We start from the raw sequence: 14432 nt of genomic DNA on the forward strand, positions 1-14432 counted from the left end.
GGGACATTCTCTCAGAAAGCTTGGTCTCCGACAAACCCGGTACGGTTCATGCTTTCGTATTTACTCGTGAGGAAGTTATATACAATAGAACTAGGAGTTGTAGAGATCTCAACACGATATAAGCGGTTTCTGTCTAGAATATAAGGTAGAGTCACTTTTAAATTTGTAGTGGTAACGACACTTTGCTCAAGCACTAATTTGTTATCAGAATTATCAAACACCTTTAGCACGACATTACGCATCTCAATCGGCACTTTAATGTTGAAATCTTTTGGCTTAGGAACAATAACCTCTTCTGGTTGAGATTCTTTATTCGCTTTACTTTCACCGCTACCACAACCAACTAAAGTGGTGCCGAGTAAAATGACACTCAAGCCTAAACAAATATGATGATGTAATCTTTGTTCTAACATCAAAGAAGGCATTCCAGCTCTCCAAAAAAAATTTGCATCCATGAAAATTATTATTTCTACGCGGTTTTATTCTATGCGAATCTGTCCTTGATTCAATAGTATTTCTTGACCAATGGTAAAATCTATTCGAATAAAATAAAAAAACTTTTAATTCTTATATATGATTTTGGGGTGATATGCGAATAGATTGCTGTTAATTCTATAATTGATCATTAATTTCTTATAAGTTAGTGGCTTGTAGATTGTGTAAAACAAGGCAAACTGCCATACTATTTGCTTACCTCAATTAAAGCTAAAGGTGTGACACGTGATTTCTGTTGGTATTGTTGGTGGGACTGGATACACAGGGGTTGAGCTATTACGTCTATTATTAAGACATTCACAAGTTCAAGTCAGTATTCTTACTTCACGTACAGAAGCCGGAAAGCGTGTTGCAGATATGTTCCCAAGTTTACGTGGACATACTGATTTAGAGTTTTCAGATCTTGACTTAGATCAGTTAAAAAAATGTGATGTGATTTTCTTTGCTACACCGCATGGTGTCGCTATGCAACATGCTGAAGAGCTAATTGCAGCAGGTACTAAAGTAATTGATCTCGCGGCTGATTTTCGTTTGCAAAATCTTGAGCAGTTCGAGAAATGGTATGGTATGCAACATACTTGCCCAGAGGTTCTTCAGTCTTCAGCGTATGGTTTAACTGAACTCAATCGTGAGAAAATTAAACAAGCTGAAGTGATTGGTAATCCTGGGTGTTATCCAACAACTGTACAACTTGGACTCGCACCACTGATAAAAGATCAGTCGGGTTTGATTAACACACAAAGTATTATTGTCGATGCTAAATCAGGTGTGTCAGGTGCAGGACGTAAAGCTAGTCTTGGTATGATTTATACTGAAAATGCTGATAATTTCAAAGCTTATGGTGTTGCAGGACATCGTCATCATCCAGAAATTGTTGAGGCATTGGAAAATATATCGGGACAAAAAAGTCAGTTTGATCAACTGGTGTTTGTGCCTCATTTAGTACCTATGATTCGTGGCATGTTAAGCACGATTTATGTTGATTTAACTGAGCAAGGCCAGCAAAAAGATCTACAAGCGTTGTATGAAGATTTTTATAAGGACGAAAGATTTGTTGATGTTATGCCAGCAAATAGTTCTCCAGAGACTCGTAGCGTCCGTGGCGCAAATGAGCTTAGAATTGCATTATACCGTCCTCAACCAAGTAAACTCATTATCTTGGTTGCACAAGATAATCTAGTGAAAGGTGCTGCTGGTCAAGCTGTTCAAAATATGAACTTAATGTTTGGCTTTGATGAAGCAACTGGTTTAGAAGGTATTGGTTTATTACCATAAAAAACGCTTTTTTACTTCACACACATTTAAATTTGGATTTAAATGTGTGCTTTGATGTAGATCATAACGATAGAGATGAAGATGGAAAACGTTGAACCGACGAATTCACCAGACAGTTCCGTTGAGAAAAACAAATTCTTAAAATCAAATTTACCTTTGTTAATTGCTGCTGCAATTTTAATTGGTGGTAGTTTCATGGTTGGCTATACTGTTGGCCATCGTCAAGGATTAACCGTTGTTGGTTATGATGCAGATGCTGAGCAGCTCGTTGAAGTTGTCCAAAAGCAAAAGACGGCCTTGGACTCGATGAATAGAAGTTTGAATACAGCTATTCAAGAGCGAGATATGGCTGTAAGTAATGCTGATGACTTGTTTAAAGCGATCAATCAAGCCAATGCGGAGAAAACCCAGTTTCAAGGGATGAATGCGATTTATCGTGAAATCTTGAAACAACGAGGTGGTGTCAGCTTAACGATACAGAATCTTGCTATTAAATCGTTACCTGAAAATGCTTTTGAATATCAAATTGATTTAGTGCAAGTGAGTCCGAATAAACGCCGTGCTAGTGGTACTGTTGAATTACGTTTGATCCGAAATACTGAAATTCTAGATGTACCTTTAGAAGATAAAAGTTTTAACTTTGAAGACTTTGAACGTTTGACTGGACGCTGGACGATGCCAAAAGGATTTACACCTCAATTTATTGAAGTTCGTTTAAGTGGATCTGGAACACCAGTGATTAAACGGTTTAGCTGGCAACGTGGTCAACCTGTAGAATTAAATTCTGCTTTTGTATCAGAAATTCCTCAAGCTGAAGCAAATGCTCAGTAAATTTAAAGATTAAGTGTTCAATATGCGAAGATATAAACGTCAAATGAATTTAAGTGAAGTAAAAAACTCGTTTCAACAATCGGGTTATGTTGATTGGCACTTAAATCCTCGTTTAAGTGATTCGCACGAGGAGCATGAGGGTGAGGTGGTTGTACAAACTGCACCACCAGAATTAAAACGACCGCCGTTATATGCGGTTGTTCTAATGAATGATGACTACACACCAATGGACTTTGTGATAGAAGTACTGCAAAGTTATTTCGGCATGGACTTTGATCAGGCAAGTCAGGTGATGCTGACGGTTCACTATGAAGGTAAGGGTACGGCAGGGATCTATCCTCGTGATATTGCCGAAACCAAGGCAAATCAGGTGAATAATTATGCACGATCACAAGGTCATCCATTACTGTGCCAAATCGAACCTGAGCAGCGTTAAAAAAAGCAACGCTTTTTAGCTGCGCAAGACGAACAGCTATGCTGTGAGTAAAAGCGTTAAAAAAAGCAACGCTCTTGCGGAATATATTCCTCATGTTAAAGGCGAGGGCTACGTTCAAATGGCACGTTAAGAAGAATACTTTAAAAATGTATGTCTTCTAATGAGGTGGGCATATTTTGTCTTATTTTTGAACAATTAGATGGTTTATATTCTCTTTGTAATTGAAATTTTACAACAATACTTTGTTTTGAATCTTGACCAATATGCTCAACTAATGCTAACAGTAGGTTATGAAGCGAAGAGATTCATAAACGTGTATTAGATAACGGTTATTGATACTCAAGTAGATCAGTCCATAATCGGCTTTTCAGTTTAAGATTCGTCTTTTTTTGATAGGCCCAAAATATAAGGGGGTTACATGCTCAGTCGTCAATTAGAAGTATCGCTACGTTTGGCTGTTAGCATGGCTCGTCAAAAGAGACATGAGTTTCTGACAGTAGAACATTTGTTGCTTGCATTACTTGATAACGATTCAGCCGTGAATGCTCTAAAAGCATGTGGTGCTGATATCGTTACGCTACGTAAAGAACTAGAGGAATATGTAGAGCAACATACCCCAAAGCTTGGTGACAATAGTGAACAAGCGCCTCATCCAACAGAGAGTTTTGATCGAATTTTACAACGTGCGATCTTCCATGTTCAATCGAGTGGTGGAGATCGAACAGTTGAAGGTGCAGATGTTCTCGTAGCAATGTATTCAGAAAGAGATTCTTTTGCTGTTTATTTGCTTAAACGTCATCAAATTAACCGTTTGACGCTAACTCAATACTTGTCTCATGGTACACGTAAAGATGAGATTCAGGTTGAAGAAGAAGTAGAAGACATTGAAGGTGAAAATGGTGCTTCAGCGAGTGCTGGGCCATTGGAGCAATATACGCTTAACTTAAATGTCGAAGCGCAAAAAGGTAAAACAGATCCTTTAATTGGACGCGAGAAAGAGATTGAGCGTGCGGCACAAATCCTATGTCGCCGCCGTAAGAATAATCCGCTTTTAGTCGGTGATCCTGGTGTTGGTAAAACATCGATTGCCGAAGGTCTAGCTTGGTTGATTGTCAATGGTAAGGCGCCGAAACCACTTGCAAATGCTGAAGTGTATAGTTTGGATATTGGTGCGTTAGTTGCTGGTACTAAATATCGTGGTGATTTTGAAAAGCGTTTAAAACAACTGTTGAATGCCTTGAAAAAAAATCCAAATGCCATTTTATTCATTGATGAAATTCATATGATTATTGGTGCAGGCTCTAGTATGGGCAGTACCATGGATGCATCGAATTTAATTAAACCTGCTTTGGCAAATGGTAGTTTACGTTGTATTGGATCAACCACATTCCAAGAGTATCGTCAAGTATTCGAAAAAGATCATGCTTTATCACGTCGTTTTCAAAAGGTTGATGTAAATGAACCAAGCATTAATGAAACGATTGAAATTTTGCGTGGTTTAAAAGGAAAGTTTGAAGATTTCCATCATGTTGAGTATGAAGATAAGGCGCTTGTTGCAGCGGTAGAGCTTTCTGCTAAATTCATTAATGATCGCTTTTTGCCAGATAAGGCAATTGATGTGATTGATGAAGCGGGTGCTCAACGTCGCTTAAAAGCAGAAGTGGATGGTTCAATGATTTCTGTTGAAAACATTGAAGATATTGTGTCAAAAATTGCACGTATTCCACCGAAAACTGTATCTAAAGATGATAAGACTGTACTTGAAAACTTAGAGCGTGATTTAAAGCGTGTTGTATTTGGTCAAGATGAAGCAATTACAGCACTAGCATCAGCGATTAAGCTATCCCGTGCAGGTTTAAAAGCGCCAGACAAACCGGTAGGCAGTTTTGTGTTTGCAGGTCCTACAGGTGTCGGTAAGACTGAAGTGACCAAACAGTTAGCTAAATTGTTAGGTGTCGAGTTTGTGCGTTTTGATATGTCTGAATACATGGAGCGTCATGCAGTTTCTCGTTTGATTGGTGCACCTCCAGGTTATGTTGGTTATGATCAAGGTGGCTTGCTCACTGACGCGATCCATAAGAATCCACATTGTGTATTGTTACTTGATGAGATTGAAAAAGCACATCCTGATGTCTTCAACTTGTTATTACAAGTGATGGATCATGGTGCATTAACGGACAATAATGGCCGTAAATCTGATTTTAGAAATGTGATTATTGTGCTTACAACTAATATCGGTGCAGAAAGTATTTCTCGTGCAAGTATTGGCTTTACTGAGCAAAATCATAGTGCTGACAATCAGGATGCAATGAAACGTGCATTCTCGCCTGAATTCCGTAATCGTTTGGATGGTGTGATTCAGTTCAAATCTCTTCCAACCACTGTTATCGAATCAGTTGTAGATAAATTCTTAACTGAGTTGCAAGCCCAGTTAGATGAAAAACAAGTCGTATTAGAGGTAGATCAAAGTGCACGTGACTGGTTGTCAACCAATGGCTATGACCGTCTCATGGGTGCTCGTCCTATGCAACGTTTGATTCAGGAACACTTGAAAAAACCGCTTGCTGAAATGATTCTGTTTGGTGAGCTAGCCGAGCATGGTGGCAACGTTGCGGTTTCTGTGAAAATGGAAGATGGCAAAGAGGTTGGCTTGAAGTTGGAAGTATTTGAAGATCATATCAACCCGAGTGCTGAACCTGCTTAATGTTTGAAGTCTCTTACTCAATAACCCAAGTACTTAAGGTATTTGGGTTATTTTTCATTACAGCAATTGCTGAAATTTTAGGTTGCTATTTCCCTTATTTAATTTTGAATCAGGGCAAATCTCATTGGTTGTGGATACCTACAGCATTGAGTCTAGCTCTTTTTGTCTGGTTACTGACACTGCATCCAGTAGCATCTGGTCGTATTTATGCAGCCTATGGCGGTATTTATATATTTACAGCGTTAATGTGGTTGCGCTATGTCGATCAAGTCATGCTGACCCGTTGGGATCTCTTGGGGGTAGTTGTGGTTTTATGTGGAGCATCACTTATTATCTTGCAACCAGATGGTCTTGTACGCTAGAAACTACAAAATATTTGCTAAAAACACTTGTCAAATGGTGAAATAGTGCGTAATTTAGATTTAAGAGATATTTTTTGATATTTGAAATAAATATGTTAAAGCATACTTTGAACACAAACGCATACTTTTACTTTTGGCACTATTGATAGTTGCCTGATGCGTTTCGGGCAGCAAAAAGGGTTGCCCAACCAGTTAATACCTGATCGGCAACACCGATCAGGTTTTTTTATGCTTTAACAATCATTACCTTAGGAGAATCATCATGTATACATTTAACGTTTCATATTTTAGCAAGACTTCTTGGTTTTACTTTGCGAAGAAATCAACGTCGCTTAGATCACACTTGCTCAAATAAATATTCGGACTGTTTAGCAGTCCAAAGGAAATGAAAATGAATGCTTTAAATACTGCTTTGACACAACCACAAACGCATACAAAAGAATCAATGCTCAGCTTACCTACACAGCTCAAAGCGCAGTATCCCTTGTCCGCTACTTTGGCGCAGCAGATTTCAAAACATCGTCAAACGATTCAAAATATTTTATCAGGTCATGATCCTCGTTTAATGGTAATTACAGGGCCTTGTTCGATTCATGATCCTATTGCTGTATTAGAGTACGCTGATCGCTTACAACAACTACAAGAACAAGTGAAAGATCAGATATTTCTCGTGATGCGAGCATACATTGAGAAGCCTCGCACAACAGTAGGTTGGAAAGGTTTCTTATATGACCCAAATTTAGATGGATCATCAGATTTACAATTAGGTTTAGAAAAATCTCGTGAGCTTTATTTACAGCTCATTGAAAAAGGATTACCTATTGCAAGCGAAATATTAAGCCCTATGGCTACAGGTTACTTCGATGATTTATTGGCCTGGGGCGCAATTGGCGCACGTACTAGCGAATCACAAATCCACCGTGAAATTGCGAGTCATATGCCGTATAGCATTGGCTTCAAAAATGGTACGGATGGTTCGATTCAGATTGCTTTAGATGCAATTCAATCTGCTTTAAATGGTCATCAATTTTTAGGAATGACACAACAGGGATTACCTGCAATTCTTCATAGCAATGGTAATCCATTACCGCATTTAATTTTACGCGGTTCTAACCAAGGCACAAATTATGACTTAGCATCAATTCAAGCAATGCATTTTAAGCATAAGCATTTACCAGCATTGGTGATTGATTGTAGTCATGGAAATAGTGGTAAGGATCCATTACAACAACCGAATGTATTAAAGCAAATCATTGCAGAACGTGCTGAGTCCAAAGTTCGTGGTGTGATGATTGAAAGTCACTTGGTTGATGGGAATCAAAAGATTTCTTGCGATATGACATATGGACAATCGGTGACTGATGGTTGTTTAGGTTGGGATAAAACTGAACAAGCTTTATTAGATGTTGCAGAACAAATGAGATCAAAAAAGTGATGTTGAAATCTTACTAGCCAATTCAAAGATATTGGCTAGTAATTTTATTTATCATTCATTATGCCGCATGACTTGAATGTGCTGAAAGAAATAGACCTATCTCTTGAGTGAATTTTCTTGGTTCTGTAATCAAAGGTGTATGTCCTGAACGTTCAAAATATACAGTATTTGCATTCATTAGACTTTCAGCAATTAAAGTTTGTCCAGTTTCAGGATAGAGTGTCGATTCGCGACCTATAAAAAAAGTAGTTGGGCAGTCTATTTGGCTAATCGCATCTCTGTAATCTTCGTTATGATTTAAATAGTTTTCAACATACCAAAGTAAATAGTCTAGACGCTGTATAGGTAGTAAATACTTTTGTAAAAAAGGACGGTGTAGTGCGAGCTTAAACACCTTTGGGCTGTATTTGTTGTTACTTTGGAGCTCAATAAATGCCCCCCATAAACTCACTAGTTTAAATCGAATATCATTAGGCAAATCTTCGAGTTTTAAGGCGTGTCTATAGTCTAATAATAGCGTCTGAATTTGCTTAAGAAGCTTTTTAAATTGAGGTTGTTTTTCTCCAAATAAACCGTATTGCCAAGATTCATCTACAGAAATTTTAGGTGTTTGATCAATATGAAGATAGGCTTTAAGTTTTTGCGATAATTGGCCATGTTTCATTCCGTGCATTGCAGTTGTTGCACCCATTGAATAGCCCATCAAAATGAATTGATCCAATTTTAATAGTTTAATCAGCGTATCAATATCACTCCAATGACTTGAAATGGCATCTAAGTGAGGAATTGCACAATCCTTAGAGCCGCCAAAACCACGCCAATCAGGGATAATAAATTCATATTGTTTACGACTAGCAAATAAAAAAGGAAGCCACTGCCAACTTTGCATACCGAGTCCCGATAAGACGAGTACGGGTTCACCTTCACCTACACGTCGAACAAATAATTTTTCTTGATCAGGCATGGTATAAAACGGCATTATTTTTCTCCAATTTCGTTTTGTTCTTCAAACTTTTTCAGTTGAGGAATCATTTGTTCTAACCATTTTATCCATTCATTTTCTTTAATGATACCGAGTTCTAGGATCATTTTATGAATAAACAGAACACGATTAGTAGGTTCATTGTTTTTAAAATCTTTATCATGAATTGCTTGATAAAGGCTTAATTTTTCCTTATGTAATATTAAATGTCGTTCCAATTCTGGCAAAATTTTATTACCACCGAGTTGAGCTTCGGCTCTTAATCTGACCATAAGGTCATCACGAAGCTGGGCTGGTTCACTTTGCTCTTCTATCCACGAGGCAAGTTGTATCCGTCCAGACTGTTCGATTTGATAGGTTTTTTTTCGGCTATTTGCCGCTTGTTCTTCTATTGTCGATATCCATCCTTTTTTCAGCATACCATTGAGTTCTCTATAGATTTGCTGATGCGTCGCATTCCAAAAGAAGCCCATTGAGCGATCAAAACGACGAGCTAGCTCGAAACCTGTACTTGGCTTTTCTAGTAGGCTCGTCAATAAAACGTGGGCGAGTGACATGTTGATCCAATATAAAAATGACTCATCAGAATTATGCAATATGTTGCATAAAAATCAAATCTTGTTTATAAATCTATGCAACAAGTTGCATTAGCTAGCAGATTGCTCGCAAGAGGAGAACACATGTCGGCTTATCCACATTTATTAGAGCCATTAGATTTAGGTTTTACCACTTTAAAAAACCGTGTGCTTATGGGGTCTATGCACATTGGTTTAGAAGAAGCACCACAAGGTTACGAGCGCATGGCGGCTTTTTATGCAGAGCGTGCTAGAGGTGACGTTGGTTTAATCGTTACTGGAGGTGTTTCTCCTAATGATGATGGTGTTGTTTTTGCACATGGCACTAAATTGGATAGTATCGAAGAGGCAGAAAAGCATAAAGTGGTTACTCAAGCAGTGCATGATGCTGGTAGTAAGATTGCAATGCAGATTCTTCATACGGGTCGTTATTCGTATCAAGCAAATAATGTTGCACCATCAGCAATTCAAGCGCCTATCAATCCAGTTAAGCCAAAAGCGTTAAGTTCTGCTGAAGTCCAGCAGACTATTGATGATTTTGCTAATTGTGCAAAACTGGCCCAATATGCTGGGTACGATGGTGTTGAAATTATGGGCTCAGAAGGTTACTTGATCAATGAGTTTATTGCAGCACGTACCAATCATCGTGATGATGAATGGGGTGGTAGCTACGAAAATCGTATTCGTTTTCCAATTGAGATTGTGAAGCGTACGCGAGATTTGGTCGGGGAAAATTTTATTATCATTTATCGTCTTTCAATGTTGGATTTAGTTGAGGGCGGTTCAAGTCTAGAAGAAGTGATACAGCTTGCGAAAGCAATAGAACAAGCTGGTGCAACAATTATTAATACAGGCATAGGCTGGCATGAAGCTCGTATTCCAACGATCGCAACTAAAGTGCCACGCGCAGCATTTACATGGGTCACAGAAAAATTAAAAGGTTCTGTTTCTATTCCATTAATTACATCGAATCGGATTAATACGCCTGAAATGGCAGAATACGTATTGGCTTCTGGTCATGCAGATATGATTTCTATGGCACGTCCGATGTTGGCAGATGCAGAGTTTGTTCTTAAAGCGAGTCAGGGTCGTAGTGATGAGATTAATACTTGTATTGGGTGTAACCAAGCGTGTTTAGATCATATTTTTTCTATGACAGTGGCTACTTGTCTGGTTAATCCACGCGCATGTTATGAAACAGAGCTTATATTTAAAGAAGTGAATGTTGAAAAAAATATCGCAGTAATTGGTGCTGGACCAGCTGGATTGAGTTTTGCAGTTTATGCTGCGAGTCGTGGTCATAAAGTAAAGGTTTTTGATTCAGGTGATCAAATTGGTGGACAATTTAATATAGCCAAAACCATTCCTGGGAAAGAAGAGTTTTATGAAACCTTGCGTTATTTTAAACGCCAAATCGAGTTGCAGCCAAATATCGAACTAGTCCTCAATCACACCGTGACCTATGAGGAGTTGAGTCAAGCTGATTATGATGAGATCGTCGTGGCTACGGGTGTCACGCCTCGTCAACTACAGTTTGAAGGGATCAACCATCCCAAAGTCTTAAGTTATTTGCAAGTATTGAAAGAGCGTGTACCTGTGGGTAAGCGTGTAGCAATCATTGGCGCAGGCGGTATTGGATTTGATACGGCTGAATATTTAAGTCATGAAGGTGAAAGTGGAAGCTTAAATCCAGAAAAATTCTATGCAGAGTGGGGAATTGATACCTCATATGAAAATGTTGGTGGTTTAAAGCAACCTGAATTAGAGAAATCTGAACGTGAGATTTATCTATTGCAGCGTAAAACAGCTGCTGTTGGTTCAGGATTGGGTAAAACCACAGGTTGGATTCATAGAACAGGTCTAAAACATCGTGACGTCAAAATGGTAGCAGGGGCAAGCTATGACAAAGTGGATGATCAAGGTTTGCATATAACTGTGAATGATCATCAAATCGTACTTGAAGTCGATAATGTCGTGATTTGTGCTGGTCAGGAATCGTATACAGCGATGTACGATCAACTCAAAGCTGATGGTAAAAATGTGCATTTGATTGGTGGGGCAAAAGAAGCAGGTGAGTTGGATGCCAAACGTGCAATTCGCCAAGGTGCTGAACTCGCGGCAGTGCTATAAATAAAACAATGAGACATTCTCTTTTGTTAGGAATGTCTCTAATTTTATGAGTCTAATGATAAGGAAAAAACAATGACAATTGATACAACCAAGCGAGCTTTAGAAAAATGGCATCAGATGATTAACACTGGTGACCTCGCAAATTTAAATGATTTATTGGCTGAAGATGTCGTGTTTCGTTCTCCTGTTGCTTATAAGCCTTATGAGGGGAAACAAGTGGTTTTCTTTATTTTGACCAATGTGATACAGGTTTTTGAAAACTTTACTTATCACCGTGAATTTTATACGGAAGATGGTGCAAATGTAGTGTTGGAATTTAGTGCCGATGTAAGTGGGAAATCGCTTAAAGGTATTGATATGATTCGGTTTAACGCACAAGGTAAAATCATTGACTTTGAAGTAATGATTCGACCAATGAGTGGTTTAGCTGTATTGGCTGAACAGATGGGTGCAAGATTTGCTCAGTATCAATCAAATTCATCAAAATAAAATAGCCTAAGTAATATTGAGACTATTAAAATGTGGCTAAACTTATCAACTATTGTTTTATTACCTGTTTTGATTACTCAAGGCATGATCGTACGTAAACGAACGCCATTATTACCTGAACCACAGGGTGATAGAGATGGGCTTGTGGGCGAGGGAAAACCACTGTCTTTACTTATATTGGGTGATTCAGCGGCAGCAGGTGTTGGCGTAGAGAGGCAGGAAGAAGCATTATCAGGTGCGATTATTTCTGAGCTCAAAAATGACTATACATTGAAATGGAGATTGCATGCTAGAACGGGGCTTACAACCCAACAAGTGTGTGAAGCAATAGTTGAGATAGATGAGCGTGATTATGATGTAATTGTAACGTCAATAGGTGTTAATGATATCACTAAATTGACATCTCTAGGTACATGGATAAAACAACAAAAACAATTATTTACTCAAATACAAAACCGTTTTCGGCCAAAATTGGTTATTGTATCAGGAGTACCACCGATGCAGCATTTTCCAGCATTACCTCAACCTTTAGCATGGTTGTTTGGAAGATACGCAGAACAGATGAATAACACCTTACAACAATGGTTAGCTTCACAACAACAATTTAGATTTATTTCATATGACATCGAGGTTTTTCAGGCATTAAACATATCAATGGCAGCAGATGGTTTTCATCCAAGTCGTGAAATTTATGCAATTTGGGGGAAACAAGTCGCAGATATAGTGCGGCAATCGTTTAACCCCTAACATAGAGGGAGGAATGAAATTATGGGCATATCCACTCTAAATAAACTTAAAGTTCTAGGTTCGGAATTATTTGATTTTGCATTAGGTACAGAACTTCCAAAAATGTACTATCACCCGCAAGGGAAAATTAAAGATGTTTTAGAAAAATTACCTCAATTAAAACGAAAATATCGCCCAACACCTTGGTTGAGCAATACACATGTTCACCTTTTATATTTTGACGTGATTAGAAAGAAAACAGTCAAGCTTGAATATGATCGAATTGATCAACTCACTATGCATGATGGTGGTATTACTGCAATTGCATGGTATGGTTTTAATCTTCCTAAAGACACGCCAACAGTTGTTATGATGCATACGATTACAGGTACACCTGAGAGTATGCGTGAATTGGTTAAGGATTTACACGAATATACGGGTTGGCGAATCGCGTTGTGTCTGCGTCGAGGTCATGCAGGTTTACCAATGCCAGTTCCACAGATTTCTTTGTTTGGTTCAACCAGTGATCTTAAAGAGCAGTTGGATCATATCCAAAAACTATTTCCAAAGTCAGATTTGTATGCGGTTGGTTCCTCTGCTGGTACTGGCTTGTTAGTACGTCATCTTGGCGAGCAAGCAGAAAATACGCCTTTTAAAGCTGCTTTTGCGATGTGCCCAGGCTATGACACTGAAATAGGATTTAAAAATGTCCATCCTTTTTATAGTAAGGTAATGACAAAAAAATTATTCAAACACTTTATTGAGCCATATAAGAATATTTGGAGTCGAGTTCCATCACTAGAGAAAGTGTTGGCGACAACAAGTCTAGAAGAGTTTGAGAAAGCATATTTTGAAATGGCTGGGTATCAGGATTATCAGAGTTATTGCAAGGCCATTAATCCGATTTATGTATTTCAGAATATCAAAATTCCATTAATGATTTTGAATGCTGAAGATGATCCCGTATGTTCCATTAAAAATTTGGAGCCGTATAAAGATACAATTAAACAAATGGAAAATATTGTTGTTATTACGACGAAGAAGGGAAGTCACTGTGGCTTTTATGAAAGTCTAAGTGTTAAATCTTGGGCTTCACGTTTAATGGCTGATTTTTTCAAAAACTATTCATAATCAGCTCCACAAAAAATATGCGCCGCAATTAAAGCGGCGCATAACATTTGGTTTTAACGCTATACAACATATTAGTTGTTAAGAGCCGGGGTCGCAGCAGCAATTGCAGCAGCAACAGCATCTTCTTCAGACTGGCTAGGACCGCTAGGTTTTGGCGCTTTAGGCTGCTCAGTTCTAGGGGCACTTGGTTCAGTTTGAGCAGGTCTAGCTGATTCAGTACGTGAGGTTTCAGTCGGTGTGCTATTGCTTTGAGATTGGGCTGGACGAGTTTCACGACGAATTTCGGTCGTTGTATTCTCTGTTTCCTCTCGCATCGTCTCAACTGAAGGTGCAGGAGCTTCTTCAGTGTCCACACTTTCTAGCGTTTCAAACTGTTGATTGGTTTCTACTGACTCAGGTTGCTGTTCAGTGATTTGTGTTTCAGTCGATTGCTCAGACTGTTGCTCTTCATTTTTAGGTTCTTCTTTTTTCACACAAGCTGTCAATAAAAGACCTGTGGCGATTGCTGCACAAATTAAAAGTTTTTTATTTGCCATTGCTAAAACAACATATTAAATAAAGACGTTGCGATTATAACAGCAAAATTATCTGAAAATATCACTGATACTAGCTGAGTTTGTTGATATTTTATAAATGCTTGCACTGATAAGCTTATTAGTTGCTGGGTTCGAACCACGTATATGCATAATTTTTGGAGACAGAAACCAAATTTAGGAATAACCAAAGCAATTTATGTATTAAATCTCCACAAATCCCGTAAATTTTTATCGAAAATGCTGATAGAATAGTCAGTTGTTTATAGTTCTTTGAATTGATGCGGTTTGACTTTGCTTTATAGGGGCAGAGTACAGTAAAATTGCC

At 38.4% G+C, this 14432-nt stretch carries 13 protein-coding genes and 2 pseudogenes; 11 read left to right on the plus strand and 4 right to left on the minus strand.

What is annotated here, in order from left to right; translation table 11 throughout:
• Positions 1 to 38: 38 nt before the first annotated feature.
• Positions 39 to 425, minus strand: a pseudogene (locus F927_RS00615) (hypothetical protein); the annotation flags it as partial.
• 295 nt (positions 426 to 720) lie between these two features.
• On the opposite strand from F927_RS00615, the gene argC reads away from it, so the two are divergent.
• The 7 genes and pseudogenes from argC to F927_RS00645 all read left to right on the plus strand — a co-directional run bounded on the left by argC (position 721) and on the right by F927_RS00645 (position 7538).
• Positions 721 to 1770 carry an N-acetyl-gamma-glutamyl-phosphate reductase gene (gene argC, locus F927_RS00620; protein ID WP_005080549.1) on the plus strand — a complete coding sequence of 350 codons (1050 nt, stop codon included), beginning with the start codon at positions 721 to 723 and terminating at the stop codon, positions 1768 to 1770.
• An 81-nt stretch (positions 1771 to 1851) separates the two neighbouring features.
• A complete protein-coding gene (locus F927_RS00625) occupies positions 1852 to 2601 on the plus strand; it encodes a DUF6776 family protein (protein WP_005080551.1) in 750 nt (249 codons plus the stop codon).
• Between the two features lie 22 nt (positions 2602 to 2623).
• Positions 2624 to 3037 (plus strand): ATP-dependent Clp protease adapter ClpS, encoded by a 414-nt coding sequence (gene clpS / locus F927_RS00630; protein WP_005080553.1) that lies wholly within the window; start codon positions 2624 to 2626, stop codon positions 3035 to 3037.
• Positions 3038 to 3251: 214 nt separating this feature from the next.
• Positions 3252 to 3356 (plus strand): annotated as a pseudogene (locus F927_RS17305) (ATP-dependent Clp protease adapter ClpS); the annotation flags it as partial.
• A gap of 99 nt (positions 3357 to 3455) precedes the next feature.
• Positions 3456 to 5741, plus strand: coding sequence for an ATP-dependent Clp protease ATP-binding subunit ClpA (gene clpA / locus F927_RS00635; protein WP_005080555.1), 2286 nt, complete (start codon positions 3456 to 3458; stop codon positions 5739 to 5741).
• Positions 5741 to 6103: a YnfA family protein gene (locus tag F927_RS00640; RefSeq protein WP_005080557.1), complete on the plus strand. Its 363-nt coding sequence runs from the start codon at positions 5741 to 5743 to the stop codon at positions 6101 to 6103. The genes clpA and F927_RS00640 overlap by 1 nt, the downstream gene beginning before the upstream one ends.
• 391 nt (positions 6104 to 6494) lie before the next feature.
• A complete protein-coding gene (locus tag F927_RS00645; RefSeq protein WP_005080559.1) occupies positions 6495 to 7538 on the plus strand; it encodes a 3-deoxy-7-phosphoheptulonate synthase in 1044 nt (347 codons plus the stop codon).
• Positions 7539 to 7596: 58 nt separating this feature from the next.
• Here F927_RS00645 and F927_RS00650 read toward each other — a convergent pair whose 3' ends face one another.
• Together F927_RS00650 and F927_RS00655 are read right to left on the minus strand one after the other, a co-directional pair.
• Positions 7597 to 8517, minus strand: coding sequence for an alpha/beta fold hydrolase (locus F927_RS00650; RefSeq protein ID WP_005080562.1), 921 nt, complete (start codon positions 8515 to 8517; stop codon positions 7597 to 7599).
• Entirely contained in the window at positions 8517 to 9077 is a 561-nt protein-coding gene (locus F927_RS00655; RefSeq protein ID WP_004639232.1) for a PadR family transcriptional regulator, read from the minus strand. Before F927_RS00655 ends, F927_RS00650 begins: the two co-directional genes overlap by 1 nt.
• 123 nt (positions 9078 to 9200) lie before the next feature.
• Between F927_RS00655 and F927_RS00660 the strand changes: the two genes are divergently transcribed.
• The 4 genes from F927_RS00660 to F927_RS00675 all read left to right on the plus strand — a co-directional run bounded on the left by F927_RS00660 (position 9201) and on the right by F927_RS00675 (position 13571).
• Entirely contained in the window at positions 9201 to 11225 is a 2025-nt protein-coding gene (locus tag F927_RS00660) for an NADPH-dependent 2,4-dienoyl-CoA reductase (protein ID WP_005080564.1), read from the plus strand.
• Between the two features lie 72 nt (positions 11226 to 11297).
• Positions 11298 to 11714 carry a nuclear transport factor 2 family protein gene (locus F927_RS00665; RefSeq protein WP_005080566.1) on the plus strand — a complete coding sequence of 139 codons (417 nt, stop codon included), beginning with the start codon at positions 11298 to 11300 and terminating at the stop codon, positions 11712 to 11714.
• 30 nt (positions 11715 to 11744) lie between these two features.
• Positions 11745 to 12461 carry an SGNH/GDSL hydrolase family protein gene (locus F927_RS00670; protein ID WP_005080569.1) on the plus strand — a complete coding sequence of 239 codons (717 nt, stop codon included), beginning with the start codon at positions 11745 to 11747 and terminating at the stop codon, positions 12459 to 12461.
• Positions 12462 to 12482: 21 nt separating this feature from the next.
• The gene (locus tag F927_RS00675) at positions 12483 to 13571 is read left to right on the plus strand and encodes a YheT family hydrolase (RefSeq protein ID WP_005080570.1); all 1089 of its coding nucleotides are present in this window, start codon (positions 12483 to 12485) and stop codon (positions 13569 to 13571) included.
• Positions 13572 to 13642: 71 nt separating this feature from the next.
• On the opposite strand, the gene F927_RS00680 is transcribed toward F927_RS00675, so the two are convergent.
• Positions 13643 to 14107: a hypothetical protein gene (locus F927_RS00680; RefSeq protein ID WP_005080572.1), complete on the minus strand. Its 465-nt coding sequence runs from the start codon at positions 14105 to 14107 to the stop codon at positions 13643 to 13645.
• Positions 14108 to 14432 lie beyond the last annotated feature (325 nt).

Source organism: Acinetobacter haemolyticus CIP 64.3 = MTCC 9819 (assembly GCF_000369065.1).
Lineage (GTDB): Bacteria > Pseudomonadota > Gammaproteobacteria > Pseudomonadales > Moraxellaceae > Acinetobacter > Acinetobacter haemolyticus.